Origin of the sequence: Streptomyces sp. FIT100, assembly GCF_024584805.1 — a bacterium.
Classification (GTDB): Bacteria; Actinomycetota; Actinomycetes; order Streptomycetales; family Streptomycetaceae; genus Streptomyces.
In genome coordinates, this window is record NZ_CP075715.1 from 5,923,526 (window position 1) to 5,950,373 (window position 26,848).

General features: G+C 70.3%; 14 protein-coding genes, 1 tRNA gene and 2 rRNA genes (1 of these 17 only partly in view). 13 read left to right on the top strand and 4 right to left on the bottom strand.

Annotation, left to right across the window (positions count from 1 at the left end):
• The 3 genes from KK483_RS26775 to KK483_RS26785 form a co-directional block, all read left to right on the top strand.
• A 23S ribosomal RNA gene (locus KK483_RS26775) occupies window positions 1-1,603 on the top strand; it begins 1,516 nt to the left of the window's first position.
• Window positions 1,604-1,683: 80 nt separating this feature from the next.
• Window positions 1,684-1,800 (top strand): 5S ribosomal RNA (gene rrf / locus KK483_RS26780).
• Window positions 1,801-1,976: 176 nt separating this feature from the next.
• A tRNA-Thr gene (locus KK483_RS26785) sits at window positions 1,977-2,049 on the top strand.
• A 74-nt stretch (window positions 2,050-2,123) separates the two neighbouring features.
• On the opposite strand, the gene KK483_RS26790 is transcribed toward KK483_RS26785, so the two are convergent.
• Window positions 2,124-4,778 carry a SpoIIE family protein phosphatase gene (locus tag KK483_RS26790; protein ID WP_262007772.1) on the bottom strand — a complete coding sequence of 885 codons (2,655 nt, stop codon included), beginning with the start codon at window positions 4,776-4,778 and terminating at the stop codon, window positions 2,124-2,126.
• Window positions 4,779-5,101: 323 nt separating this feature from the next.
• Here KK483_RS26790 and KK483_RS26795 point away from each other — a divergent pair, with 323 nt between their 5' ends.
• The 10 genes from KK483_RS26795 to KK483_RS26840 all read left to right on the top strand — a co-directional run bounded on the left by KK483_RS26795 (window position 5,102) and on the right by KK483_RS26840 (window position 20,371).
• Window positions 5,102-10,618, top strand: coding sequence for a HAMP domain-containing protein (locus tag KK483_RS26795; RefSeq protein WP_262007773.1), 5,517 nt, complete (start codon window positions 5,102-5,104; stop codon window positions 10,616-10,618).
• A gap of 306 nt (window positions 10,619-10,924) precedes the next feature.
• The gene (locus tag KK483_RS26800; RefSeq protein WP_242330216.1) at window positions 10,925-11,605 is read left to right on the top strand and encodes a two-component system response regulator; all 681 of its coding nucleotides are present in this window, start codon (window positions 10,925-10,927) and stop codon (window positions 11,603-11,605) included.
• A 357-nt stretch (window positions 11,606-11,962) separates the two neighbouring features.
• Complete coding sequence (locus KK483_RS26805) at window positions 11,963-14,797, top strand: DNA translocase FtsK (RefSeq protein ID WP_262007774.1); 2,835 nt, start codon at window positions 11,963-11,965, stop codon at window positions 14,795-14,797.
• Between the two features lie 213 nt (window positions 14,798-15,010).
• Complete coding sequence (locus tag KK483_RS26810; RefSeq protein ID WP_262007775.1) at window positions 15,011-15,856, top strand: helix-turn-helix domain-containing protein; 846 nt, start codon at window positions 15,011-15,013, stop codon at window positions 15,854-15,856.
• A gap of 82 nt (window positions 15,857-15,938) precedes the next feature.
• Complete coding sequence (gene rimO / locus KK483_RS26815; protein ID WP_262007776.1) at window positions 15,939-17,495, top strand: 30S ribosomal protein S12 methylthiotransferase RimO; 1,557 nt, start codon at window positions 15,939-15,941, stop codon at window positions 17,493-17,495.
• Window positions 17,492-18,184: a CDP-diacylglycerol--glycerol-3-phosphate 3-phosphatidyltransferase gene (gene pgsA, locus KK483_RS26820; protein WP_262007777.1), complete on the top strand. Its 693-nt coding sequence runs from the start codon at window positions 17,492-17,494 to the stop codon at window positions 18,182-18,184. The genes rimO and pgsA overlap by 4 nt, the downstream gene beginning before the upstream one ends.
• The gene (locus KK483_RS26825) at window positions 18,181-18,798 is read left to right on the top strand and encodes a CinA family protein (RefSeq protein ID WP_262007778.1); all 618 of its coding nucleotides are present in this window, start codon (window positions 18,181-18,183) and stop codon (window positions 18,796-18,798) included. The genes pgsA and KK483_RS26825 overlap by 4 nt, the downstream gene beginning before the upstream one ends.
• Before the next feature lie 109 nt (window positions 18,799-18,907).
• Window positions 18,908-19,291 carry a helix-turn-helix domain-containing protein gene (locus KK483_RS26830; RefSeq protein ID WP_262007779.1) on the top strand — a complete coding sequence of 128 codons (384 nt, stop codon included), beginning with the start codon at window positions 18,908-18,910 and terminating at the stop codon, window positions 19,289-19,291.
• A gap of 166 nt (window positions 19,292-19,457) precedes the next feature.
• Window positions 19,458-19,928, top strand: coding sequence for a Dps family protein (locus KK483_RS26835; RefSeq protein ID WP_262007780.1), 471 nt, complete (start codon window positions 19,458-19,460; stop codon window positions 19,926-19,928).
• Window positions 19,929-20,116: 188 nt separating this feature from the next.
• Window positions 20,117-20,371: a hypothetical protein gene (locus KK483_RS26840; protein WP_262007781.1), complete on the top strand. Its 255-nt coding sequence runs from the start codon at window positions 20,117-20,119 to the stop codon at window positions 20,369-20,371.
• Here the strand turns inward: KK483_RS26840 and KK483_RS26845 are convergent.
• The 3 genes from KK483_RS26845 to KK483_RS26855 form a co-directional block, all read right to left on the bottom strand.
• Window positions 20,319-21,083 carry an SDR family NAD(P)-dependent oxidoreductase gene (locus KK483_RS26845; RefSeq protein ID WP_262007782.1) on the bottom strand — a complete coding sequence of 255 codons (765 nt, stop codon included), beginning with the start codon at window positions 21,081-21,083 and terminating at the stop codon, window positions 20,319-20,321. The genes KK483_RS26840 and KK483_RS26845 overlap by 53 nt on opposite strands.
• 149 nt (window positions 21,084-21,232) lie before the next feature.
• Window positions 21,233-22,060 carry an Fpg/Nei family DNA glycosylase gene (locus KK483_RS26850; protein ID WP_262007783.1) on the bottom strand — a complete coding sequence of 276 codons (828 nt, stop codon included), beginning with the start codon at window positions 22,058-22,060 and terminating at the stop codon, window positions 21,233-21,235.
• A gap of 125 nt (window positions 22,061-22,185) precedes the next feature.
• Window positions 22,186-26,811, bottom strand: coding sequence for an ATP-dependent helicase (locus KK483_RS26855; protein ID WP_262007784.1), 4,626 nt, complete (start codon window positions 26,809-26,811; stop codon window positions 22,186-22,188).
• Window positions 26,812-26,848 lie beyond the last annotated feature (37 nt).

The window sequence follows — 26,848 nt, forward strand, 5'->3', positions numbered from 1 at the left end:
GCTTTGAAACGCCCAATATCGAGCCCATTAATGCTAAGGCCGTGAAGCCGTCGGGTGCGTCTTCGGACAATCTCGGAGTGGTGGAGCCGCCGGTCCAAGGTGGTAGTAGGTAAGTGATGGGGTGACGCAGGAAGGTAGTCCAGCCCGGGCGGTGGTTGTCCCGGGGTAAGGGTGTAGGCCGTGTGGTAGGTAAATCCGTCACACATTGAGGCTGAGACCTGATGCCGAGCCGATTGTGGTGAAGTGGATGATCCTATGCTGTCGAGAAAAGCCTCTAGCGAGTTTCATGGCGGCCCGTACCCTAAACCGACTCAGGTGGTCAGGTAGAGAATACCGAGGCGTTCGGGTGAACTATGGTTAAGGAACTCGGCAAAATGCCCCCGTAACTTCGGGAGAAGGGGGGCCACGTCTGGTGAGGGAATTTACTTCCTGAGCTGGGGGTGGCCGCAGAGACCAGCGAGAAGCGACTGTTTACTAAAAACACAGGTCCGTGCGAAGCCGTAAGGCGATGTATACGGACTGACGCCTGCCCGGTGCTGGAACGTTAAGGGGACCGGTTAGCTCCATTTCGGTGGGGCGAAGCTGAGAACTTAAGCGCCAGTAAACGGCGGTGGTAACTATAACCATCCTAAGGTAGCGAAATTCCTTGTCGGGTAAGTTCCGACCTGCACGAATGGCGTAACGACTTCTCGACTGTCTCAACCATAGGCCCGGTGAAATTGCACTACGAGTAAAGATGCTCGTTTCGCGCAGCAGGACGGAAAGACCCCGGGACCTTTACTACAGTTTGATATTGGTGTTCGGTTCGGCTTGTGTAGGATAGGTGGGAGACTGTGAAGCGGCCACGCCAGTGGTTGTGGAGTCGTCGTTGAAATACCACTCTGGTCGTGCTGGATGTCTAACCTGGGTCCGTGATCCGGATCAGGGACAGTGTCTGATGGGTAGTTTAACTGGGGCGGTTGCCTCCTAAAGAGTAACGGAGGCGCCCAAAGGTTCCCTCAGCCTGGTTGGCAATCAGGTGTTGAGTGTAAGTGCACAAGGGAGCTTGACTGTGAGACCGACGGGTCGAGCAGGGACGAAAGTCGGGACTAGTGATCCGGCGGTGGCTTGTGGAAGCGCCGTCGCTCAACGGATAAAAGGTACCCCGGGGATAACAGGCTGATCTTCCCCAAGAGTCCATATCGACGGGATGGTTTGGCACCTCGATGTCGGCTCGTCGCATCCTGGGGCTGGAGTCGGTCCCAAGGGTTGGGCTGTTCGCCCATTAAAGCGGTACGCGAGCTGGGTTTAGAACGTCGTGAGACAGTTCGGTCCCTATCCGCTGTGCGCGTAGGAGTCTTGAGAAGGGCTGTCCCTAGTACGAGAGGACCGGGACGGACGAACCTCTGGTGTGCCAGTTGTTCTGCCAAGGGCATGGCTGGTTGGCTACGTTCGGGAGGGATAACCGCTGAAAGCATCTAAGCGGGAAGCCTGCTTCGAGATGAGGACTCCCACCTCCTAGAGAGGGTAAGGCTCCCAGTAGACGACTGGGTTGATAGGCCGGATATGGAAGCCAGGTAACTGGTGGAGTTGACCGGTACTAATAGGCCGAGGGCTTGTCCTCAGTTGCTCGCGTCCACTGTGTTAGTTCTGAAGTAACGAACTCGCCTTTTGCCGGCTGGTAGTTCGATATCTTCATAGTGTTTCGGTGGTCATAGCGTTAGGGAAACGCCCGGTTACATTTCGAACCCGGAAGCTAAGCCTTTCAGCGCCGATGGTACTGCAGGGGGGACCCTGTGGGAGAGTAGGACGCCGCCGAACAATCATTCAGGAAAGCCCCGGACCGTCACAGTCCGGGGCTTTCCTGCGTTCAGTGTCCTGAGACCCCGTCAGAAACTGGCGTCCACGCTGGCGTTCGGCGAGCGGGCGTTTGGACGCCCGGGCCGGATGGGATATGCTTCTTTCCGTTGCCGAGGGGAACGTCCCGAGGACAACAGGCCCCTATAGCTCAGTCGGTAGAGCGTCTCCATGGTAAGGAGAAGGTCAACGGTTCGATTCCGTTTGGGGGCTCCGAACGGAAGAAGGCCCTCGCCTCACGGCGAGGGCCTTCTTCGTGCTGTCCCACGGTCAGCCGGCTCACCGGCTCAGCTCTTGGGCGGCTCCGGGACACGCATCGCGAGGATCGCCATGTCGTCCGAGGCAGGCTCGGCGGCGAAGCGCTCGACCGCGCGCAGGATGCGGGCCGCGACCGCGCCGGCCGTCAGGCCCGTACAGGTCGTCAACACGTCGATGAGGCCGTCGTCGCCCAGCATCCGCGTGCCCTCGCGGCGCTCGGTGACGCCGTCCGTGACGCAGAGCAGGACGTCGCCGGGCTGGAGCGTGACCGTCTGCTCGTACAGTTCGAGGTCGTCGATGACACCGAGCAGCGGCTGCGGCTCCGCCGCGGGCTCGACGGAGCCGTCCTGGCGCAGGCGCAGCGGGAGTGGATGGCCGGCGCAGACGACCTTCAGGAGCGCCGAGCCGTCCTCCTGGGGCCACAACTCGCCGTAGAGGAGCGTGAGGAAGCGGCTACGGGCGCCCTCGTCGAGGATCGCCGCGTTGAGCCGCTCCAGCACCGCCGGGCCGCCGAAGCCCTCGCGGGCGAGCAGGCGCAGCGCGTGGCGGGCGAGGCCCGTCACGGCGGCCGCCTCCGGGCCCGTGCCGCAGACGTCGCCGATGGCGAAGCCGTAGGCGCCGTCGCGGATGGGGAAGAGGTCGTAGAAGTCGCCGCCCACCTCGTTGCCCTCGCCGGCCGCGCGGTAGATGACCTCGACCTCGACACCGGGGATCTGGGGGAGGCCGGGCGGCAGGAGGCTGCGCTGGAGGGACTGGCTGATGGCCGTGCGCTCGGAGTAGAGGCGGGCGTTGTCGAGGGCGAGGGCGGCGCGGCGCGAGAGGTCCTCGGCGAGTTCGAGGATCTCCTGGCGGAAGTGGTCGTCGGAGGGCTTGCCGAGCGTCAGCATGCCGATGACCCGGTTGCGGGCGACGAGCGGGAGGACGACGGTCTCGCCGCCGACCGCGGAGGCGGTGGTCAGCGTCGTTCCGATGCCGGAGGACAGCGGTGAGGCGGCGAGGCCCAGTTCACGCATGGAGGTGCGCAGGGCGGCCTGGTGGGCGGCCTCGGCGGGGGCGGTCCAGACCCGGGCGCCGGGGGTGGGGACCGGGTCGGGCGGGTCGATCCGGGACAGCAGCGCCTTGAGGCCGTCGATGCGCTCCTCGTCCTCGTGGAGGACGTACGAGAGGTATGGCTCTGATGCCTGGTCGGCGATCGTGTAGACCGCGCACCAGGTGGCGAGGGTCGGGACGGTCATCTGGGCCATCAGGGCCAGGGTCTGGTCCCGGTCGAGGGTGCCGGCGAGGAGGTCGGATGCCTCGACGAGGAAACTGAGGGAGCCGCGGCGCAGGCGTTCCAGCTCGCCGAGGCGGGCGGACTCGACGGCGAGGGCGATGCGGTCGGCGGCGAACTGGAGGCGCAGGGCCTCCTCGTTGGAGTACCGTCCCGCGGATTCCGCCGCCACGCCGAGGGAGCCGGTGAGGCGGCCCTCGACCTTGAGCGGGACGGTGACGACCGAGCGCATGCCGGTGCCGCCGAGCAGCGGGACGGCTCCGGGGACGGCGGTGAGGTCCTCGTGGACGGCCGGCATGCGTGCGGAGCCGTACCGACCGGTGCCGGCTTCGACGGGGACGCGGGCGAAGCGCTGGCGGGCCGAGGGGAGCCCGGTGGTGGCCCGTACTTCGAGCTCGGTCTCGTCGTCCGTCGCGAGCAGCAGGAAGGCGGAGTCGCCGTCGAGCATGTCGCGGGCGCGCTCGACGGTGCGCTGGAGGAGGCCGTCCAGGTCGTCGGGGGCGGGGGAGCCGATGAAGACCTCGAAGGGGTCCGCGTTGCGGTTCTCGGAGCCGACTCCGTCGTGGGAGGGGGCGCGCGTGGGTGTCTGGAGGACCGCGCGTTCGTAGTCGCGTACGAGGAGGCAGACGGTGCTGGCCTCGCCTTGGGTGTCGCGGACGCGGAGGTGGGAGGCGTAGACGGGAACGACGCGGCCGTCGGTGCCCCGGATGCCGTAACTGCCCTCCCAGCGGGAGAGTTGCAGGGCCTCGGCGATGCCGGTGCCGATGCCGGGGGTGTGCGGCCAGGCGGCGAGGTCGCCGAGCGGCTTGCCCAGCACCTTGGCGGCCGCGTACCCGAAGAGGTGTTCGGCGTCGTCGTTCCAGGCGCTGATCGCGCCGCTCCGGTCGATCTGGAGGACGGCGACGCGGACGCGCTCGTCGGCGACGGGGAGCAGGTCGGTGGGCAGGACGGGGCCTGCGGACCGGGTGCCGACCGTGCGCTGCGGGAGGTCGAGTTGGAACCAGACCTGCTTGTGGGTCTGGGTGTAGTCCACGCCCCAGCGGGAGGCGAGCGCGGCGCAGAGCAGCAGTCCGCGGCCGTTCTCACGGTCGGGGTGGGCGAACGCTCTCCCACCGGACTGGAGGGGGATCTCGCGCTCCGGGTAGCGGTCGGCGACCTCGACCCGTACGCCCTCGCCCGTGCGCAGGCACAGTACGTCGGCGGCGGTGCCGGCGTGGATGACCGCGTTGGTGACCAGCTCGCTGGTGAGGACGACGGCGTCGTCGACGACGTCGGTGTACCCCCAGCCCTGGAGCGTGTCGCGGACGAAGGCCCGGGCGGTCGCGACCGACCGCCCTACCGGGTCGAAGCTGGCAGCCGCCCGCGCGGTGATCACAGAACTCCTCGTACGCGTCTCGACGCCCGGCTCGGCCATGGTCGGTGCCTGCCCCTCCCGGTGCCCGGTGGTAGTCCTCGCTCCGTCCCGCCCCCCGCCGGGCGACCGGGGCGGTTGGACAGCCGGATGCCAGGTTACTTACCTTCGCTGTCCGAGTGGATGCCGGTCACCGCCGTTTCCGTCCTACGGGGGCGGGGACGCTACAGGTTGTCTCATGGATCACGCGAGCCCGGACCGGTCCATGAGACAACCTTTGAGCGAAGCTGCCGAACTGTTATGGCCTGGTTCGGCTGTGGTGAAACACTGGGAAAGCTTCCTGAGACAGCACGAGCATGACGGTCAACCCCTGTGGGAGGGACACGGTGGAGTCTGGTGCAGCGGCGCGGAGCACTGGCACGCGCGCACAAGGCGGACAGTCCCGGAGGAATCAGCCACGCGGGGGGATGACTGCGGTGGACACCGCGGAGCTGAACCGGTTGCTGGCGGCGCTCGTCTCGATGCGGGACGGGAACTTCCGTAAGCGCCTGACGGTCTCCGGCGACGGTGTGATGGCGGAGATCGCCGCCGTCTTCAACGAGGTCGCCGACCGCAATGTCCATCTCACCGGCGAGCTGGCCCGCGTGCGCCGGGTCGTCGGCCGTGAGGGAAAGCTCACGGAGCGGCTGGAGACCGGTGCCTGCGAGGGCTCCTGGGCCGCCGCCATCGACGCGTCGAACGCGCTGGTGGACGATCTGTCCCGGCCGGTGTCCGAGGTCGGCAGGGTGCTGTCCGCGGTCGCGGAGGGCGATCTGCAGCAGCGCATGGAGCTGAAGTCGCACGCGTCGGACGGCGACGGGGCGGTGCGGCCGCTGCGCGGTGAGTTCCTGAAGGTCGCGCGTACGGTCAACAATCTGGTCGACCAGCTGTCGGCGTTCACCGACGAGGTGACGCGGGTCGCGCTGGAGGTCGGCACCGAGGGCAAGCTCGGCGGCCAGGCCCAGGTGCGCGGTATGTCCGGTTCGTGGAAAGACCTCACGGATTCGGTGAACACGATGGCGTACCGGCTGACGGCCCAGGTGCGTGATATTGCTCTCGTTACGACGGCGGTCGCCAAGGGCGATCTGTCGCGGAAGGTCACCGTCCATGTGGCCGGCGAGATGCTCCAGCTGAAGAACACCGTCAACACGATGGTGGACCAGCTGTCCTCGTTCTCCTCCGAGGTGACGCGGGTCGCCCGCGAGGTGGGTACGGAGGGCGAGCTCGGCGGTCAGGCGGCCGTGCCGGGCGTCGCCGGCGTGTGGAAGGACCTCACCGACTCCGTCAACACGATGGCGGGCAATCTGACCTCGCAGGTGCGGGGCATCGCCGAGGTGACGACCGCGGTCGCCAACGGTGACCTGTCGCAGAAGGTCACGGTCAGCGCGCGCGGCGAGGTGGCGCAGCTCGCCGAGACCATCAACCAGATGACGGAGACGCTTCGTACCTTCGCCGACGAGGTGACCCGGGTGGCGAGCGAGGTCGGCGCCGAGGGTCTGCTGGGTGGTCAGGCGCAGGTGCCGGGCGCGGCGGGCACGTGGAAGGACCTGACCGACTCGGTCAACACCGTCTTCCGCAACCTGACGACGCAGGTGCGGGACATCGCGCAGGTGACCACGGCGGTCGCCAACGGTGACCTGTCGCAGAAGGTCACCGTCGATGTCGCGGGCGAGATGCTGGAGTTGAAGAACACCGTCAACACGATGGTGGACCAGCTCCAGTCGTTCGGTTCCGAAGTGACCCGGGTGGCCAGGGAGGTCGGCGTCGAGGGCCGGCTCGGCGGTCAGGCCGAGGTGCCGGGCGCGGCGGGCACGTGGAAGGACCTCACGGACTCGGTGAACACGGCGTTCCGTAACCTCACCGGCCAGGTGCGGGACATCGCGCAGGTGACGACGGCGGTCGCCAACGGCGATCTGTCGCAGAAGGTCACGGTCGACGTGGCCGGCGAGATGCTGGAGTTGAAGAACACCGTCAACACGATGGTGGCGCAGCTGTCGTCCTTCGCCGACCAGGTGACGCGGATGGCCCGGGACGTGGGTACGGAGGGCCGGCTCGGCGGCCAGGCCCGCGTCCCCGGTGTCTCCGGCACGTGGAAGGAGCTCACCGACTCCGTCAACTTCATGGCGGGGAACCTGACCTCGCAGGTGCGGCAGATCGCCCAGGTGACCACGGCCGTGGCGCGCGGTGACCTGTCGCAGAAGATCGACGTGGACGCGCGCGGCGAGATCCTGGAGCTGAAGAACACCATCAACACGATGGTCGACCAGCTGTCCGCGTTCGCCGAGCAGGTGACCCGGGTGGCCCGCGAGGTGGGTACGGACGGGCGGCTCGGCGGTCAGGCGCAGGTGCCGGGCGTCGCCGGTGTGTGGCGCGATCTGACGGACTCGGTGAACGGCATGGCCGGGAACCTCACCGCCCAGGTGCGCAACATCGCCCAGGTCGCAACGGCGGTGGCCCGGGGTGACCTGTCGCAGAAGATCGACGTGGACGCGCGCGGCGAGATTCTGGAGCTGAAGAACACCCTCAACACGATGGTGGACCAGCTCTCGAACTTCGCGGAGCAGGTGACCCGGGTGGCCCGGGAAGTGGGCACGGAGGGCATCCTGGGCGGCCAGGCCGAGGTGCAGGGCGTCTCCGGCACCTGGAAGGACCTCACCCAGTCCGTCAACTTCATGGCGAACAACCTGACCTCGCAGGTGCGCAACATCGCCGAGGTGACGACCGCGGTCGCCAAGGGCGACCTGTCGAAGAAGATCACCGTCGATGCCAAGGGCGAGATCCTGGAGCTGGTCACGACCGTCAACACGATGGTGGACCAGCTCTCCAACTTCGCCGACGAGGTGACCCGGGTGGCCCGCGAGGTGGGCACGGAGGGCATCCTCGGCGGTCAGGCCCGGGTGCGGGGCGCGACCGGCATCTGGAAGGACCTCAGCGACAACGTCAACACGATGGCCGCCAACCTGACCAGCCAGGTGCGGAACATCTCGCGTGTGTCGTCCGCGGTCGCCAACGGCGATCTGACGAAGAAGGTGACGGTCGAGGCGCGCGGCGAGGTCGCCGAGCTCGCGGACACCGTCAACACGATGGTGACGACGCTGTCGTCGTTCGCGGACGAGGTCACACGAGTGGCCCGCGAGGTGGGCACCGAGGGCGAGCTGGGCGGCCAGGCCCGCGTCCCCGGCGTCTCCGGGACGTGGAAGGACCTCACCGAGTCCGTGAACTCGATGGCGTCCAACCTCACCGGCCAGGTGCGCCAGATCGCCACGGTCACCACCGCCATCGCCAAGGGCGATCTCACCAAGAAGATCGACATCGACGCCCGCGGTGAGATCCAGGAGCTGAAGAACACGATCAACACGATGGTCGACCGGCTGTCGTCGTTCGCCGAGGAGGTCACGCGAGTGGCCCGCGAGGTGGGAACGGACGGCATGCTGGGCGGTCAGGCGCGGGTGCGGGACGTCGACGGCACCTGGCGCGACCTCACCGAGTCCGTGAACGAGATGGCGGGGAACCTGACCCGGCAGGTGCGCGCGATCGCGGCCGTGGCCACCGCGGTGACCCGCGGCGACCTCAACCTCAAGATCGACGTGGACGCGGCGGGCGAGATCCAGGTCCTCCAGGACAACATCAACACGATGATCGCGAACCTGCGCGACACCACCCTCGCCAACGAGGAGCAGGACTGGCTCAAGGGCAACCTGGCCCGTATCTCCGGCCTGATGCAGGGCCGCCGCGACCTCGACGACGTCGCCTCGCTCATCATGAGCGAGCTGACGCCGGTGGTGTCGGCGCAGCACGGCGCGTTCTTCCTGGCGATGCCGACGGGCGGCGGGGAGCTCGGCGGTGGCGAGGCTTCGTACGAGCTGGTCATGCGGGGCAGTTACGGCTACTCGGCGGGCTCGATGCCCACGTCCTTCCGGCCGGGGGAGACCCTGATCGGGACAGCGGCCGAGGAGAAGCGGACGATCCAGGTCAATGTGCCGCCGGGCTATCTGAAGATCTCCTCGGGGCTCGGAGAGGCCTCCCCGGCCTATGTGATCGTGCTGCCGGTGCTGTTCGAGGGCAAGGTCCTCGGAGTGATCGAGCTGGCGTCGTTCCAGCCGTTCACCCAGATCCAGCGGGACTTCCTCAACCAGATCGCCGAGATGATCGCGACGAGCGTCAACACCATCAGCGTCAACACCAAGACCGAGGTGCTGCTCAAGCAGTCGCAGGAGCTCACCGAGCAGCTGCGGGAGCGCTCGGAGGAGCTGGAGAACCGGCAGAAGGCGCTCCAGTCGTCCAACGCCGAACTGGAGGACAAGGCCGAGCTGCTGGCCCAGCAGAACCGCGACATCGAGGTGAAGAACACCGAGATCGAGGAGGCGCGGCAGGTGCTGGAGGAGCGGGCCGAGCAGCTCGCGGTCTCCATGCGCTACAAGTCCGAGTTCCTGGCGAACATGTCGCACGAACTGCGCACCCCGCTCAACTCGCTGCTGATCCTCGCCAAGCTGCTCGCGGACAACGCCGACAGCAACCTCACGCCGAAGCAGGTGGAGTTCGCCGAGACGATCCACGGCGCGGGCTCCGATCTGCTCCAGCTCATCAACGACATCCTCGACCTGTCGAAGGTCGAGGCGGGCAAGATGGACGTCAGCCCGACCCGTATCGCGCTCGTGCAGCTCGTCGACTACGTGGAGGCGACGTTCCGGCCGCTCACGGCGGAGAAGGGGCTCGACTTCTCGGTGCGGGTGTCGCCGGAGCTGCCGGCCACGCTGCACACCGATGAACAGCGGCTCCTGCAGGTGCTGCGCAACCTGCTGTCGAACGCGGTGAAGTTCACCGACACCGGCGCGGTGGAGCTGGTGATCCGGCCCGCCAACGCGGATGTGCCGCAGTCGATCCGGGAGCAGCTCCTGGAGGCGGGCTCGCTGCGCGACGCCGACAGCGACCTGATGGCCTTCTCGGTCACGGACACCGGCATCGGGATCGCGGCCAGCAAGATGCGGGTCATCTTCGAGGCGTTCAAGCAGGCGGACGGCACGACGAGCCGCAAGTACGGCGGTACGGGCCTGGGGTTGTCCATCAGCCGGGAGATCGCGCGGCTGCTGGGTGGCGAGATCCACGCGGCGAGCGAGCCGGGCCGCGGATCGACGTTCACGCTGTATCTGCCGCTGCATCCGAGTGAGCTGCCGCCGCAGGGCTTTCCGCAGCTCGCCCCGGGCAGCGACGCCCGTATCGTCCCCGCGGACGACCAGGCGGCGATTGCGCCCGTCGACAGCGGTCCGCAGTCCGCTCCGCAGCTGTCGGTGCCGTCGGCGCCCGTGCCGTTCGACGGCCACGGCGCCCCCGGGACGCTCTTCAGGCGCCGCCGCAAGGCCCTGGGCGGTATGGAGCTGAGTGCCGCGCTGCCGGGGCAGCCTGCCGGGTCACCGGGCTCGGCACAGGAGTCCTGGGCCGGTTCGCACTCCCAGGAGCCGGCGGGCGAGCAGCGCCGCACCTTCGAGTTCCACGGGGAGAAGGTGCTCATCGTCGACGACGACATCCGCAACGTCTTCGCGCTCACCAGCGTGCTGGAGCAGCACGGGCTGTCGGTGCTGTACGCGGAGAACGGGCGCGAGGGCATCGAAGTCCTGGAGCAGCACGACGATGTGACGGTCGTACTGATGGACATCATGATGCCCGAGATGGACGGCTATGCGACGACGACGGCGATCCGCAGGATGCCGCAGTTCGCCGGGCTGCCGATCATCGCGCTGACCGCGAAGGCGATGAAGGGCGACCGGGAGAAGGCGATCGAGTCGGGCGCCTCGGACTATGTCACCAAGCCGGTCGACCCCGATCACCTTCTCTCGGTCATGGAGCAGTGGATGCGCGGAAAATGACGGTGGTTGGTCGCGGGCGCATCACGGTCCGATTGCGGACCGTGCGAAATTCCGCGGGTTGCTGACCGGCTGTGGCCGAAGGCGTGTGAGGTGGCAGTATGCGGGGAACCTTCTGGTCTCCCACTGCGTTTCTGCTACGTGCACAGTGACATCGCGGTGACAGGGTGTGTCGACGGGCGGGGTGCGGCTACCATGACCGGCACAAGGACGGACGGCGCAAGGGAGTCGTCCCCTGGGGCGGCGCCCGGTGTTTCCCCCGGCTCTTCGGGCCGGGGTGACCCCAAGCCGGGGCGAGGAGGGCGAGGCATGGTGCAGAAGGCCAAGATCCTCCTGGTCGATGACCGGCCGGAGAATCTGCTGGCGCTGGAGGCCATCCTCTCTGCGCTCGATCAGACACTGGTGCGGGCATCGTCAGGGGAGGAGGCGCTCAAAGCGCTGCTGACGGACGATTTCGCGGTCATTCTGCTGGACGTCCAGATGCCTGGAATGGACGGATTCGAGACCGCCGCGCACATCAAGCGGCGGGAGCGGACCAGAGACATCCCGATCATCTTCCTGACCGCGATCAACCACGGCCCGCACCACACCTTCCGCGGTTACGCCGCGGGCGCGGTGGACTACATCTCCAAGCCGTTCGACCCGTGGGTGCTGCGCGCGAAGGTCTCCGTCTTCGTCGAGCTCTACATGAAGAACTGCCAGCTGCGCGAGCAGGCCGCGCTGCTGCGGCTCCAGCTCGAGGGCGGCCACGCGGGCGCGGGCGACAGCAAGGAGCCCGCGGGTCTGCTCGCCGAACTCTCGGCGCGGCTCGCGGCCGTTGAGGAGCAGGCCGAGGCGCTGTCCAAGCAGCTGGACGACGAGTCGGCGGATGCCGCGGCCGTCGCCACCGCGGCGCACCTGGAGCGCAAACTCACCGGACTGCGCAGGGCGCTGGACGCGCTGGAGCCCGGCACGGGCAGCGGCGCGCCGACGCTGCCTTCGCAGAACTAGGTCGTGTCTTCACAGTCCCGTCTGCCCGGCGACGTCTGGCACGCTCCCCTCCCCTGAGCTCGTGCCTGGGAGGCGCCCCCACCCCGTAGCCCTTCGGGCGGACGACACTCCTTCGAAGACACTCCCTGGCCTTCGGCTGCGGGCGTTCCGCGAAGGCTCTGTGGGAGTCACCGCGTGGACCGTGCGCGGCTCACCAGCTGTTGGTGGTCCGTTCCTGCGGCGTTCATGGGTCGCTCGGGGTTGGTTTCGAGAGCCCTTTGAGGGGGCGTCAGCTTCCGTGCGGGCCACGGGCGACACGAACGGGTGAAGCAGTGGGCACACGTGTCCGCTGCCGTTCACACCGGTAACCTCACCACCATGGCCTCACGTACGTCCGGCAAGGGTTCCCAGGGCACGGCGGGCACCGCGAAGCCGCGCGCCGGCCGTACGACTGGCGCCGCGAAGAAAGCCGCGCCCGCCAAGAAGACCGCCGCCAAGAAGACCGCACCCGCGAAGAAGGCGCCTGCCAAGAAGGCGGCCGCGAAGAAAGCCGTGCCCAGGCCCGCGCCCAGCCCCACCGGGGGCGTGTACCGGTTGGCGCGCGCCCTCTGGCTGGGTCTCGCGCACGCCGTCGGCGCCATGTTCCGGGGCATAGGGCGCGGCGCCAAGGGTCTCGACCCGGCGCACCGCAAGGACGGGCTCGCGCTCCTGCTGCTCGCCCTCGCGCTGATCGTCGCCGCCGGCACCTGGTCCAGTCTGCGCGGCCCGGTCGGCGAACTCGTCGAAATGCTCGTCACCGGCGCCTTCGGCCGGCTCGATCTGCTCGTGCCGCTGCTGCTCGCCGCGATCGCCGTACGGCTGATCCTGTACCCCGAGAAGCCCGAGGCCAACGGACGTATCGTCATCGGCCTCTCGGCCCTCGTGATCGGCGTGCTCGGCCAGGTCCACATCGCCTGCGGCTCACCGGGGCGCGGGGAGGGCTCCGAGGCGATGCAGGACGCCGGCGGGCTCATCGGCTGGGCCGCGTCGAAGCCACTGGTCTTCACCATGGGCGAGGTTCTGGCCGTACCGCTGCTCTTGCTGCTCACGGTCTTCGGGCTGCTCGTCGTCACCGCCACCCCGGTCTACGCCATCCCGCAGCGCCTGCGCGCGCTGGGTGTCCGGCTCGGACTCGTCGACGCCCCGTACGAGCCCGACGGGAGCGAGGACGACGCCGAGCGCTACGACGACCAGTGGCGGGATACGCTGCCGCCCGCCCGGCGCCCGCGCCGCCGCGGCCCCGCCGGGGACGAGGTGTACGACGCCGAGCAGGCGGAAGAGGAGGCGCTCTCCTCCCGGCGCCGCCGGACCCGCGGCGCCTCCGCCCGCCCCTCCGCCCCGGACCTGCCCCTGGACCTGGACCCGGTCGACGTGGCAGCGGCGGCCGCGGCGGCGCTCGACGGAGCCGTCCTGAACGGAATGCCGCCGTCGCCGATCGTCGCCGATCTGACCCGGGACCTCGCCGCCGACCGTGCGCGGGCCGCCGACCGCGAGGGCGCCTCAGGACCGGTGCCGGGCGCGCGGACCGAGCAGCCCGGCCGCCCCGCACGGCCCGGCGGCACCGAGCCCGGCGGCACCGAGCCCGGCGGCACCGAGCCCGGCGGCGCCGCGTGCGGCGCCGTACCGGATCTGACCAAGCCGGCGCCCGAGGAGTCCCAGCCGCTGCCGCCGCGCGCCGAGCAGCTCCAGCTCTCCGGCGACATCACCTACTCGCTCCCGGCGCTCGACCTGCTGGAGCGGGGCGGCCCCGGCAAGACCCGCAGCGCCGCCAACGACGCCATCGTCGCCTCGCTGACGAACGTCTTCAGCGAGTTCAAGGTCGACGCCGCCGTCACCGGCTTCACCCGCGGCCCTACGGTCACCCGCTACGAGGTGGAGCTCGGCCCCGCCGTGAAGGTCGAGCGGATCACGGCGCTGACCAAGAACATCGCGTACGCCGTGGCCAGCCCGGACGTACGGATCATCTCCCCGATCCCCGGAAAGTCCGCCGTCGGCATCGAGATCCCGAACTCCGACCGCGAGATGGTCAACCTCGGCGACGTGCTGCGGCTGGCCGACGCGGCGGGCGACGACCACCCCATGCTCGTCGCGCTCGGCAAGGACGTCGAGGGCGGCTACGTCATGGCCAACCTGGCGAAGATGCCGCACGTCCTGGTCGCCGGAGCGACCGGCTCCGGCAAGTCGTCCTGCATCAACTGCCTCATCACCTCGGTGATGATGCGCGCCACCCCGGAGGACGTCCGGATGGTCCTCGTCGACCCCAAGCGGGTCGAGCTCACCGCGTACGAGGGCATCCCGCACCTGATCACGCCGATCATCACCAACCCCAAGCGGGCCGCCGAGGCGCTCCAGTGGGTCGTCCGCGAGATGGACCTGCGCTACGACGACCTCGCCGCCTTCGGCTACCGCCACATCGACGACTTCAACCAGGCCGTGCGGAACGGGAAGGCCAAGGCCCCCGAGGGCAGCGAGCGCGAGCTCCAGCCGTACCCGTATCTGCTGGTGATCGTCGACGAGCTGGCCGACCTGATGATGGTCGCGCCGCGGGACGTCGAGGACGCCATCGTCCGGATCACCCAGCTGGCGCGCGCGGCCGGCATCCATCTGGTACTGGCCACTCAGCGGCCGTCGGTCGACGTCGTCACCGGCCTGATCAAGGCCAATGTGCCTTCCCGGCTCGCGTTCGCGACCTCGTCGCTCGCCGACAGCCGCGTCATCCTCGACCAGCCGGGTGCCGAGAAGCTGATCGGCAAGGGTGACGGCCTGTTCCTCCCGATGGGTGCCAACAAGCCGACCCGGATGCAGGGCGCCTTCGTGACCGAGGACGAGGTCGCGGCCGTCGTCCAGCACTGCAAGGACCAGATGGCCCCCGTCTTCCGGGACGACGTGGTGGTCGGCACGAAGCAGAAGAAGGAGATCGACGAGGACATCGGCGACGATCTGGATCTGCTCTGCCAGGCCGCCGAGCTGGTGGTGTCCACCCAGTTCGGGTCCACGTCCATGCTCCAGCGGAAGCTGCGCGTGGGCTTCGCGAAGGCCGGCCGGCTGATGGACCTGATGGAGTCGCGGAACATCGTCGGACCCAGCGAGGGCTCCAAGGCGCGCGACGTTCTGGTGAAACCCGATGAGCTGGATGGAGTGCTCGCCGTGATCCGTGGGGAGTCTGAGTCGTAAGGGATGCCATAACGGATGTCGTACGAGAATGTGAGGCAACCGTTTCCCTTGGTCGTACGTCCAGTTGGAAGGAGGGACGGCTGCGTGTCCCACCGTCCCGCTGTCCGGCCATTCTGATGGCGTACAAACAGCATCCGCCCGGTTGCCCCACCCTTTCGTACCACCCCTAGACTGAACCTCCAGCAGGTGGCTACACGCTCGAAAGGCGCCCCCGTGTCCATCGGCAACTCCCCCGAAGACGACCGCCCTTCCACCGATGCCGACCAGCCCCCGGTCGATCGCGAGGACGACCGGCCTTCGATCGGTTGTTCGCTCCAGCAGGCTCGAGCCGACGCAGGTCTGACCATCGACGCGGTCAGTACCTCCACTCGAGTGCGTGTCCCCATCGTGCAGGCGATCGAACAGGACGACTTCTCCCGCTGCGGCGGTGATGTGTACGCGCGCGGACACATCAGGACGCTCGCACGCGCCGTAGGACTCGATCCGGCCCCGCTGGTCGCGCAGTACGACGCCGAGCACGGCGCCAGGACCGCGCCCACCCCCGTCGCGCCGCTCTTCGAGGCGGAACGTATCCGCTCCGAGCCCAGGCGCCCGAACTGGACCGCCGCGATGGTCGCGGCCATCGTCGCGGTCATCGGCTTCGCCGGTTTCACCCTCTTCAACAGCGGCGAGGGCCAGAGCGGCAAGCAGGTCGCCGAAGGCCCCGCCCCGGCGAAGACCTCACCGAAGCCGGCCCCCACCAAGCCCGCCCCGCCCGCGCCCAACCCCTCGGAGAGCGCGATCGCCGCCATCCCCCAGGACAAGGTGACCGTGAAGCTGACGGCCGTGGACGACAAGAGCTGGATCTCCGCCAAATCCGCCAACGGAAAGCTGCTCTTCGACGGACTGCTCCTCCAGGGCGAGTCCAAGACCTTCCAGGACGACGTGCGGGTGGACCTCATCCTCGGCAACGCCGGGGCCATCGAGCTGTTCGTGAACGGCAAGAAGCTCGAAGACAAATTCAAGGCCGGCCAGGTCGAGCGGCTGTCGTACGCGAAGGGCGACCCCCAGGCCGGCTGAGCCAGAGGAAGCTGAACCGGCCCCTGAGGGCCGGTGAACCTCGCGGATCGGGCGTGGGTCGGGACAAAGTAGTCTTGAGCCCATGCCCGAACGCCGTACCGTCGCCCTTGTCACTCTTGGCTGCGCCCGTAACGAGGTGGACTCGGAGGAGCTCGCAGGCCGCCTGGCAGCGGACGGCTGGGAGCTCGTCGACGAAGCCTCCGACGCGGATGTCGCGGTCGTCAACACCTGCGGATTCGTCGAAGCCGCCAAGAAGGACTCCGTCGACGCGCTCCTTGAGGCCAACGATCTGAAGGATCACGGCAGGACCCAGGCCGTCGTCGCCGTGGGCTGTATGGCCGAGCGGTACGGCAAGGAGCTCGCCGAGGCCCTGCCCGAGGCGGACGGTGTGCTCGGCTTCGACGACTACGCCGACATCTCCGACCGGCTGCAGACCATCCTGAGCGGCGGGATCCACGCCGCGCACACCCCGCGCGACCGCCGCAAGCTGCTGCCGATCAGCCCGGCTGAACGCCAGTCGGCCGAGGTGGCGCTTCCCGGGCACGCCCAGGCGCCCGCCCCGGAGACCGTGCCCGCGGACCTGCCGGAGGGCCTCGCGCCCGCCAGCGGGCCGCGTGCCCCGCTGCGCCGCCGTCTCGACACCAGCCCCGTCGCCTCCGTGAAGCTGGCATCCGGCTGCGACCGGCGCTGCTCCTTCTGCGCCATCCCGTCCTTCCGCGGCTCGTTCATCTCACGCCGCCCGAGCGACGTGCTGGGCGAGACCCGCTGGCTGGCCGAGCAGGGCGTCAAGGAGATCATGCTGGTCTCCGAGAACAACACCTCGTACGGCAAGGACCTGGGCGACATCCGGCTGCTGGAGACGCTGCTGCCCGAGCTGGCGGCCGTCGACGGGATCGAGCGGGTCCGGGTCAGCTATCTGCAGCCCGCGGAGATGCGCCCCGGCCTCATCGACGTCCTGACCTCGACCGAGAAGGTCGCGCCCTACTTCGACCTGTCCTTCCAGCACAGCGCGCCCGGCGTGCTGCGCGCGATGCGGCGCTTCGGCGACACCGAGCGGTTCCTGGAGCTGCTGGAGACGATCCGGTCCAAGGCCCCGCAGGCCGGTGTGCGGTCCAACTTCATCGTCGGCTTCCCCGGCGAGACCGAGGCCGACTTCGCCGAGCTCGAAGGCTTCCTCACGGCGGCGCGGCTGGATGCCATCGGCGTCTTCGGGTATTCGGACGAGGAGGGCACCGAGGCCGCCACGTACGAGCACAAGCTGGACCAGGACATCGTGGACGAGCGGCTCGCGCGGCTGTCCCGGCTCGCCGAGGAGCTGACCGCCCAGCGTGCGGAGGAGCGGATCGGAGAGACCCTGGAAGTACTCGTCGAGTCCGTCTTCGGCACCGCCGGCGACGGCGACCACGGTGCGGACCAGGGTGCGGACCTCGGTGAGGCCCTCGACGAGGACGAGTACGCGGCCGTGGGCCGTGCCGCTCACCAGGCGCCCGAGACCGACGGACAGGTGGTCTTCACGGCTGCCGCGGGACTGGTGCCCGGACGTATCGTCGAGGCCAAGGTGGTCGGTACGGAAGGTGTCGACCTGGTGGCCGAGGTTGTTGCCGGCGCCCTGGAGTGTCACGAGGAGGCAGCCAGATGACGGGAGTCCCGGCGTCCGCGGCGAGTGGGACCGGCAGGCCGGCGCCCGGGGGCAAGCTGGGCGCTGCGGCCGTCAATCAGGCCAGCCTGTGGAACATCGCCAACATCCTCACCATGGTGCGCCTGCTTCTCGTACCGGGCTTCGTGATCCTGCTGCTCCAGGACGGCGGCCACGATCCGGTCTGGCGGGCCTGGGCGTGGGCGGCGTTCGCCGTCGCCATGATCACGGACATCTTCGACGGGCATCTGGCCCGGGCGTACAACCTGGTCACCGATTTCGGGAAGATCGCGGACCCGATCGCCGACAAGGCGATCATGGCGGCCGGTCTGATCTGCCTCTCTGCGCTCGGCGATCTGCCCTGGTGGGTGACGGGAGTGATCCTCTTCCGTGAGCTCGGCATCACGCTGATGCGCTTCTGGGTGATCCGGCACGCGGTGATCCCGGCCAGCCGCGGTGGCAAGCTGAAGACCCTCGCCCAGGGCACGGCCGTGGGCATGTACGTGCTCGTGCTGACCGGGCCGCTGGCCACCCTGCGCTGGTGGGTGATGGCCGCGGCGGTCGTGCTGACCGTGGTCACCGGGCTCGACTATGTGCGTCAGGCGGTGGTCCTGCGGCGCAAGGGGCTCGCGGCCGAGCGCGCCGAGGCCGCGAGGGCGGCCGGGCGGGACACCGCGGAGCGCTCGCGATGAACGCCGTCGCGACCGGCGTCCGGCCGGGCACCGGCAGCCCGGCCGGGGTGCTCGCGGCCAGGGCGCTCGCCCTGCTCGAGGAGCGCGGCGAGACGCTGGCCGTCGCCGAGTCCCTCACCGGCGGTCTGGTGGCCGCGGAGCTGACCGCGGTCCCCGGCGCCTCGAAGTCCTTCCGCGGCTCCGTGACGGCGTACGCGACGGGCCTGAAGCAGGACGTCCTCGGCGTCGACGGGGCCCTGCTGGCCGCGCGCGGCGCGGTGGACCCGGAGGTCGCGGGCCAGATGGCGGCGGGCGTGCGGGAGCGGCTGGCGTCCGGCTGGGGGATCGCGACCACGGGCGTCGCGGGACCCGAGCCCCAGGACGGCCGAGCCGTCGGAACGGTCTTCGTGGCGGTCGCGGGCCCGGGCGGGACACGGAAAGTGGCCCCGCTGCGATTGAACGGTGACCGTGCGGAAATCCGTAGAGAGAGCGTACGGAGCGTGCTCGAACTGCTCGTGGCGGCGCTCGCCGGAGAAGCCCCGGCAGGGCTCACGGGAGACCTCGCCGGAGGACTCACGGGAGAACTCCCGGGGAATGAGCGGGCACAGGATACGGAACAGAACGGGGGGACTTGATGTTTGCAGCCCTGAGTGAACACGTCATCGCTCCCCGCACGGCCGCAGCGCGAGGCGGTACGGTGGGGCGTGAAGGATGCGGCTACGCGGTCCGAGGAGGGAGCCACCGATGATTCTGCTCCGTCGCCTGCTGGGTGACGTGCTGCGTCGGCAGCGCCAGCGCCAGGGCCGTACTCTGCGCGAAGTCTCCTCGTCCGCCCGAGTCTCGCTCGGCTATCTCTCCGAGGTGGAGCGGGGGCAGAAGGAGGCGTCCTCCGAGCTGCTCTCCGCGATCTGCGACGCGCTTGACGTACGGATGTCCGAGCTCATGCGGGAAGTGAGCGACGAGCTGTCGCTGGCCGAGCTTGCCGAGTCGGCAGCGGCGAGCGAGCCCGTGGCTGCGCCGGTGCGCCCGATGCTCAATTCCGTGTCCGTGACGTCGGTGGCGGGCGTGCCGACGGAGCGGGTGACGATCAAGGCGCCCGCGGAAGCGGTGGACGTCGTCGCTGCCTGATCCCGCTGTGGCTGTGCGAGCAGCGAGTGCGGGACGCGTGAGCGCCTGAGTGTGTGAGCCCCGGTCGGGTGGGTACCCGACCGGGGCTTCGCTTTGCCGTCGAATGACCGTTTTCCGTCGTATGTGCCATCGTGGGAAGCGGTGCCATGAGCAAGGGAGGTCACACATGTCTGTGGTGAAGAGCCCGCTGCCCGAGCAGGATCGCAAGGTCACCGGGGAGGCGCTCCAGGGCGCGCTGGTGGATCTGGTGGATCTGGCGCTGGTGGCCAAGCAGGTCCACTGGAACGTCGTCGGGCCGCGCTTCCGCTCCATCCACCTGCAACTGGACGAGGTCGTCGCCACGGCCCGCCTGCACTCCGACACGGTGGCGGAGCGAGCCTCGGCCATCGGCGTCTCGCCGGATGGGCGGGCCAGGACGGTCGCGTCGTCGAGCGCCGTCGGGAAGGTGCCCGAAGGGTGGATCCAGGACACCGACGTGGTCAGCCTGATGGTGAAGGCCCTCGGCGCCGTCATCGGCAAGATGCGGGAGCGTATCGACGCCACGGCGGAGCCGGACCCGGTGAGCCAGGACATCCTGATCGGGCTCACCCGCGACCTGGAGAAGCACGCCTGGATGTTCCAGGCGGAGAGTGTCTAACGGTGCCGCCGTCTCCGGCCGGCGGGGCCGAAGGGCCTGGTGGGGCGGTCGGCGTGCGCGGGCGCATGGTCCGGTGCGCGGACCCCTGGGGCACCTGGCGCATATGCTGCGGGCGCGCCCTGTGTGCATCTGGTGCGCCCTCCCGCCGAGTGATCGGTCCGGTCTAGCGTCGACCGGAGGAGGCGGCCATGGTGAGGCGATGGGTCCTGCTGCCGGCGCTCGCTCTGGGCGCACTGTGGTGGTGGGCCGTTCTGCGGCTGGCGCTGGTGCCGGAGCATGCGGGGCTCGTTGAGGGGGCAGTGGCGGCAGGCGGGTGGGGGCTCAGTCTGCTGCCGGTGCATGTCGCGTCGCGCGCCGGGGAGGCCGGCACGGCCGGGGGAACGCCCACGGCTACCACGGCATCGCGACGCCCCCGTTCGGCCGGAGGATCTGACCCGTCGTGAACGACGACGCGTCGGAGGCGAGATGGAGGACGGCGTGAGCGATGTCCTCGGGCTCGCCGACCCGGCCGAGCGGTGACAGCCGGACCATGGCGGCCTCCGCCTTCTGCTGAAGGCCCGCGTCGTGCCGGTCGGTCATCGGCGTACGGATCCAGCCCGGGGCCACCGCGTTCACCCGGATGGAGTACGGACCGAGCTCGGCGGCCAGCGTCTTGGTGAGCTGGACGACGGCGGCCTTGGCCGCGCTGTAGCAGAGCAGGCCCGGGTTCGCGGCGTCGACCGCGCCGGAGGCCATGGTGACGAGGGAGCCCTTGACGCCCCTGTCGATCATGGATCGGGCTGCGGCCTGACAGGCGTGGAGCACGCCTTTGAAGTTCACCGCGAGTACGCGGTCGAGGTCCTCGTCGCGGGTCTCCAGGACCGGACTGGAGTGCATGATCCCGGCGATCGCGGCCAGGATGTGGAGTGCTCCCGCCGACTCGACGGCCGCGTCGAGCCGGGCGCGGTCGGTGACGTCCACGAGGTGGGTGTGGGCCGTCCCGCCGGCGTCGGCGATCAGGGTCTGCGTCTCGTGGAGGCCCTTCTCGTGGACGTCCGCGCAGTGGACGGTGGCGCCCGCCTCGGCGAGCAGGAGGGCCGTGGCGCGGCCTATGCCGCTCGCCGCGCCGGTGACGAACGCGGTGCGGCCGGTGAGGTCGTACGCGGTGAGGGGCATGCCGGTGACCGTACGATCGTATCTGACGGTCCGTCAATCAGTGGGTGGCGGCTGCCCGGAGACCGCTCGGGCGAGGCCCGGACGGCGGACCGGCCGGCCGATCAGGGGGTGTACCGGACGGCTGCTCAACAGGTGGACCGGACGGCCGTTCAGGCGGCGGTGGGTCCCGACTGGCAGCCCGGGCACCAGTACGTCACGCGCTCGTCCTGGCCCGCCTTGCGGATCGCGGTGCCGCAGCGCAGACAGGGGCGTCCCTCGCGGCCGTACACGAACAGATGCTGCTCGCCGGGGCGCCGGCCGGCGCCGCCGGCGGGCGCGGGGGTGCGGGCCGTCGTGGTGGTGCGGCGGTCGAAACGGTTCTTGTTCTCCTCCAGGAGGCGCTGGGCCGTTGCGACCAGCCGCTCGGGGACGCCGGGTGCCAGTTCGCCGACGGGGAGCCAGGGCGTGACCCGGGCCATGAAGGCGAGCTCCGACTTGTAGACGTTGCCGATGCCGGCCAGATTCCGCTGGTCGAGCAGGGTTTCGCCGAGGGGCCGCCCGGGGTCGGCCAGGAGATTGCGCACGGCGGTGGTGGGGTCCCAGTCCGGGCCGAGCAGATCGGGTCCGAGGTGGCCGACGACGCGGTCCTCGTCCTGGGTGCGGAGCAGTTCGAGGACCGGCAGCCGGTAACCCACGGCCGTGTGCTCCGTGTTGCCGAGGACCACCCGGACCTGGTGGGACGGGCCGCCCCGCCAGCGCTCTCCTGCCGCGAACACCCGCCAGGCGCCATCCATCCGCAGATGCGAGTGGAGCGTGAGCCCGCCCTCGATACGGGTGAGGAGGTGCTTGCCGCGCGGGGTGACGTCGAGGATCTCCCGGCCGGTGAGATCAGCGGTGGCGAACCGCGGAACCCGCAGGTCGGAGAGGGTGAGCGCGCGTCCGGCGAGGGCGTCGTGCAGCTTCCGCGCGGTCAGCCAGACGGTGTCTCCTTCGGGCATGACTCCATGATGCGGGACGGGATGCGACGGCGGACGGACGGGAAGCGGCGCGGGGAGGGGTTGGGACGCCGGGGGATGCGGCGCGGGCGGGCCCGCGGCGGCGGACGGGAAGCGGGCCCGGTCCGTCAGGCCCGTATGCGCAGGCCCCGGGGGGTGGCGTGGAAGCCGGATTCCTCCAGCGTCCGGGCGAGCCGGGAGGTCAGCGAAGAGGCGCCGTTGATCCGCTCGACCGTGACCGTGCCGAGTGTGCCCGCCAGGGCCGCCGAGGCGAGGGCGTCGGTGGCGGCCCGGAGCGGCGGCGCGTCCGGCTCCGTGGGCCAGGACAGCAGGGTCTTGCCGCCCCGCTCCATGTAGAGCGTGAGCTCGCCGTCGACGAGGACGACCAGGGAGCCCGCCTTGCGGCCCGGCTTGTGCCCGGCGTCGGTCGGCGGCTCGGGCCAGGGCAGCGCCGCCCCGTAGGCGTTCGCCGGATCGGCGGCCGCCAGGACCACGGCGCGGGGTGCGGCCTGCCCGTCGGCGCGGTCCCGGGCGGTGGCCGCCGCGCGCAGCCTGTCCACGGCGCCGTCCATCGCGAACTGCGCGGCGCCCAGGCCCTCGACGACATACCCGCGCCGGGCCTGCCCGCTGTCCTCGAATGCGGACAGGATGCGGTACGTCGCCGAGAAGCCGCCCTCGACCCCCTCGGCGGCGACGGCGCCGCGGGTGACCACACCGTGCCGGTCGAGCAGGGTGCGGGCCAGGGCGTGGGCGCGATGCGTCGGGTCCGGCTCCTGGGCGGGGAGCAGCGACCAGCGGCCGGAGACGGTCGGCGGGCCGGTGCGCGACACCGGCCGGGCGGCCGCCGCGGTCAGCGAGCCGTAACGGCCGCGCGGGACGGTGCGCTTGGCCCGGTGAGCCGTGGAGCCCGCCGTGCGGCCCGAGCCGAGGAGCGAGCGCAGCGGTGCCAGGGTGTCGTTGGTGAGCCGCCCGGACCAGGCCAGCTCCCAGAGGACATCGGCCAGTTGGAGGTCCGTCGCGTCGGGATGGGTGGTGGCGCGGACCTGGTCGGCGATCTGGCGGAAGAACAGCCCGTATCCGCCGGAGAGCGCGGCGAGCACGGATTCGTGGAGGGCGGTCGGCTCCAGCGGGTGCGGCTGAGGGAGCAACAGCGGGGCGGCGTCCGCCAGATAGAGGGAGACCCAGCCGTCCTTGCCGGGCAGGGCGCCCGCACCGGCCCACACCACCTCGCCCGTCGTCGTCAGCTCGTCGAGCAGGGCCGGCGAGTAACCCGAGACGCGGGAAGGGAGGATCAGCTTCTCCAGCGCGGAGGCGGGCACGGGAGCACCCTGCAACTGCTCGACGGAGCGGGCCAGTCCGTCGATGCCGCGCAGGCTGTTGTTCCCCAGGTGCTGCCACTGGGGGAGGAAGGTGGCGAGCGCGGCCGGGGTGACCGGCTCCAGCTCCTGGCGCAGCGCGGCCAGGGAACGGCGCCGCAACCTCCGCAGCACGGCAGCGTCGCACCACTCCTGGCCGATGCCCGAGGGGTGGAACTCGCCCTGCACCACTCGCCCGCCCGCGGCGAGGCGCTGGAGCGCCCCGTCGGTGACCGCCGCCCCCAGGCCGAACCTGGCGGCCGCCTGCGACGAGGTGAACGGCCCGTGCGTACGGGCGAAGCGGGCCAGCAGATCGCCCAGCGGGTCCTTGACCGGCTCCATGAACGCCTCGGGGACACCCACCGGGAGCGCGGTGCCCAGCGCGTCCCGCAGCCGTCCGGCGTCCTCGATCGCCGCCCAGTGGTCGCCCCCCGCGATCCGCACCCGGATGGCGCGGCGGGCCCCGGCGAGCTCCTCGGGCCAGCGCGGATCGGCCCCGCGCCCGGCCAGCTCGGCGGTCGTCAGCGGCCCCAGGACCCGCAGGGCGTCGGCGACCCCCTCGGCGTCCTTGATCCGGCGGTCCTCGGCGAGCCACTGGAGCTCGCGCTCCAGCTCGGTCAGCACATCGGCGTCGAGCAGCTCGCGCAGCTCGGCCTGGCCGAGCAGCTCGGCGAGGAGCCGGGAGTCCAGGGACAGGGCGGCGGCGCGCCGCTCGGCGAGCGGCGAGTCCCCCTCGTACAGGAACTGCGCCACGTATCCGAAGAGGAGGGACCGGGCGAAGGGGGACGGCTCGGGGGTGGTGACCTCGACCAGCCGGACCCGGCGCGACTCGATGTCGCCCATCAGTTCCTCGAGGCCCGGGACGTCGAAGACGTCCTGGAGGCACTCGCGGACGGCCTCCAGGACGATCGGGAAGGAGCCGAACTCGCTCGCCACCTGCAACAGCTGTGCCGCGCGCTGACGCTGCTGCCACAGCGGAGTGCGCCGGCCGGGGCTGCGCCGCGGCAGCAGGAGCGCGCGCGCCGCGCACTCGCGGAACCGCGAGGCGAACAGGGCGGAGCCGCCCACCTGATCGGTGACGAGCCCGCCGATCTCGCCCTTGTCGAAGACGGTGTCGGCCGCGCCGACGGGGGCCTGCTCGCTGTCGTAGGCCGTGTCCGAATGGACCGGGTCCTGGTCGAGCAGGTCGAGGCCCATGAGATCGGCGTCGGGCAGCCGGAGCACGATGCCGTCGTCCGCGTGCATCACCTGGGCGTCCATGCCGTACCGCTCGGCGAGACGGGCGCCGAGCGCGAGCGCCCACGGCGCGTGGACCTGGGCGCCGAACGGCGAGTGCACCACGACCCGCCAGTCGCCCAGCTCGTCGCGGAACCGCTCGACGAGGATCGTCCGGTCGTCGGGCACATGGCCGCAGGCGCGGCGCTGCTCGTCCAGATACGCGAGCACATTGCCGGCCGCCCACGCGTCGAGACCGGCCGTCATCAGCCGCAGCCGGGCGTCCTCCTCGGAGAGGGAACCGACCTCGCGGAGGAACGCGCCCACCGCACGGCCGAGTTCGAGCGGGCGGCCCAGCTGGTCGCCCTTCCAGAACGGCAGCCGGCCGGGAACCCCGGGGGCCGGGGAGACCAGCACCCGGTCGCGCGTGATGTCCTCGATCCGCCATGAGGTGGTGCCCAGGGTGAAGACGTCCCCGACGCGGGACTCGTACACCATCTCCTCGTCGAGCTCGCCGACCCGGCCCCCGCCCTTCTTGGGGTCCGCCCCGGCGAGGAAGACACCGAACAGACCCCGGTCCGGGATCGTGCCGCCCGAGGTGACCGCGAGCCGCTGCGCGCCGGGACGCCCCGTGACCGTCCCGGTGACCCGGTCCCACACCACGCGCGGACGCAACTCCGCGAAGGCGTCGGACGGATAGCGCCCCGCGAGCATGTCCAGCACGGCCGTGAAGGCCGACTCGGGCAGCGAGGCGAAGGGCGCGGCGCGCCGCACCAGGGCGAGCAGATCGTCGACCTGCCAGCTGTCGAGGGCGACCATGGCGACGAGCTGCTGCGCCAGCACGTCCAGCGGGTTGGCGGGGATGCGGAGCGACTCGATCGAACCGGTGCGCATCCGCTCGGTCACCACGGCCGCCTGGACCAGATCGCCCCGGTACTTGGGGAAGACCACGCCCGTGGAGACCGCGCCGACCTGGTGCCCCGCGCGGCCCACGCGCTGCAGACCGGAGGCGACGGACGGCGGTGACTCGACCTGGACGACCAGGTCCACGGCGCCCATGTCGATGCCCAGCTCCAGACTGGACGTCGCGACGACCGCGGGCAGTCGGCCCGCCTTCAGGTCCTCCTCGACGAGGGCACGCTGCTCCTTGGAGACCGAGCCGTGATGGGCGCGGGCGAGCAGCGCCGGGGCGCCGTGCGCCGCCCCGGACTGCGCCATGATCTCGGCCGGGGGAGCGCCCTCGGGGAGCGGCTCTCCCACGGCCCTTTCGTACGCGATCTCGTTCAGCCGGTTGCACAACCGCTCCGCCAGACGACGGGAGTTCGCGAAGACGATCGTCGAACGGTGAGCCTGCACCAGGTCCGCGATCCGCTCCTCCACATGCGGCCAGATCGACGGCTTCTCACCTGGGCTGTCCGGCTCGGAGGCCGGTGAGCCGCCGAGCTCGCCCAGGTCCTCGACCGGGACGACGACGGAGAGGTCGAACTCCTTGCCGGACGGCGGCTGGACGATCTCCACCTTGCGCTGCGGCGAGAGATAGCGGGCCACCTCGTCCACGGGCCGGACCGTGGCCGAGAGCCCGATCCGGCGGGCCGGGCGCGGCAGCAACTCGTCCAGCCGCTCCAGCGACAGGGCGAGGTGCGCGCCCCTCTTGGTCCCCGCGACCGCGTGCACCTCGTCCAGGATCACCGTCTCGACGCCGGTCAGCGCCTCGCGAGTGGAGGACGTGAGCATCAGGAACAACGACTCGGGGGTCGTGATCAGGATGTCCGGCGGACGGGTCGCCAGTGCCCTGCGCTCGGCGGCCGGGGTGTCACCGGAGCGGATCCCGACCCGCACCTCGGGCTCCGGCAGGCCCAGGCGAACGGACTCCTGGCGGATACCGGTCAGCGGGCTGCGCAGATTCCGCTCGACATCGACCGCGAGCGCCTTCAGCGGGGACACGTACAGCACACGGCAGCGCTTCTTCGCGTCCGCGGGCGGCGGACCGGACGCCAGCCGGTCCAGGGCCGCGAGGAACGCGGCCAGGGTCTTTCCGGAGCCGGTCGGGGCGACGACCAGCACGTCCGAACCCCGTCCGATCGCCTGCCAGGCGCCCTCCTGGGCCGCGGTGGGCGCACGGAACGCCCCCGTGAACCATCCGCGGGTCGCGGGGGAGAAGGCGTCGAGCGCGGTCCTGGACATGCACCCATCCTGCACCCGACCACTGACAACCGCCCCG

Bases quoted from the DNA above. Each gene is read 5' to 3' on its own strand.
- rimO (WP_262007776.1), top strand. From the start codon at position 15,939: ATGCCCGAACGCCGTACCGTCGCCCTTGTCACTCTTGGCTGCGCCCGT.
- KK483_RS26830 (WP_262007779.1), top strand. From the start codon at position 18,908: ATGATTCTGCTCCGTCGCCTGCTGGGTGACGTGCTGCGTCGGCAGCGC.
- KK483_RS26855 (WP_262007784.1), bottom strand. From the start codon at position 26,811: ATGTCCAGGACCGCGCTCGACGCCTTCTCCCCCGCGACCCGCGGATGG.
- KK483_RS26825 (WP_262007778.1), top strand. From the start codon at position 18,181: ATGAACGCCGTCGCGACCGGCGTCCGGCCGGGCACCGGCAGCCCGGCC.
- KK483_RS26790 (WP_262007772.1), bottom strand. From the start codon at position 4,778: ATGGCCGAGCCGGGCGTCGAGACGCGTACGAGGAGTTCTGTGATCACC.
- KK483_RS26835 (WP_262007780.1), top strand. From the start codon at position 19,458: ATGTCTGTGGTGAAGAGCCCGCTGCCCGAGCAGGATCGCAAGGTCACC.
- pgsA (WP_262007777.1), top strand. From the start codon at position 17,492: ATGACGGGAGTCCCGGCGTCCGCGGCGAGTGGGACCGGCAGGCCGGCG.
- KK483_RS26805 (WP_262007774.1), top strand. From the start codon at position 11,963: ATGGCCTCACGTACGTCCGGCAAGGGTTCCCAGGGCACGGCGGGCACC.
- KK483_RS26845 (WP_262007782.1), bottom strand. From the start codon at position 21,083: ATGCCCCTCACCGCGTACGACCTCACCGGCCGCACCGCGTTCGTCACC.
- KK483_RS26800 (WP_242330216.1), top strand. From the start codon at position 10,925: ATGGTGCAGAAGGCCAAGATCCTCCTGGTCGATGACCGGCCGGAGAAT.
- KK483_RS26840 (WP_262007781.1), top strand. From the start codon at position 20,117: ATGGTGAGGCGATGGGTCCTGCTGCCGGCGCTCGCTCTGGGCGCACTG.
- KK483_RS26850 (WP_262007783.1), bottom strand. From the start codon at position 22,060: ATGCCCGAAGGAGACACCGTCTGGCTGACCGCGCGGAAGCTGCACGAC.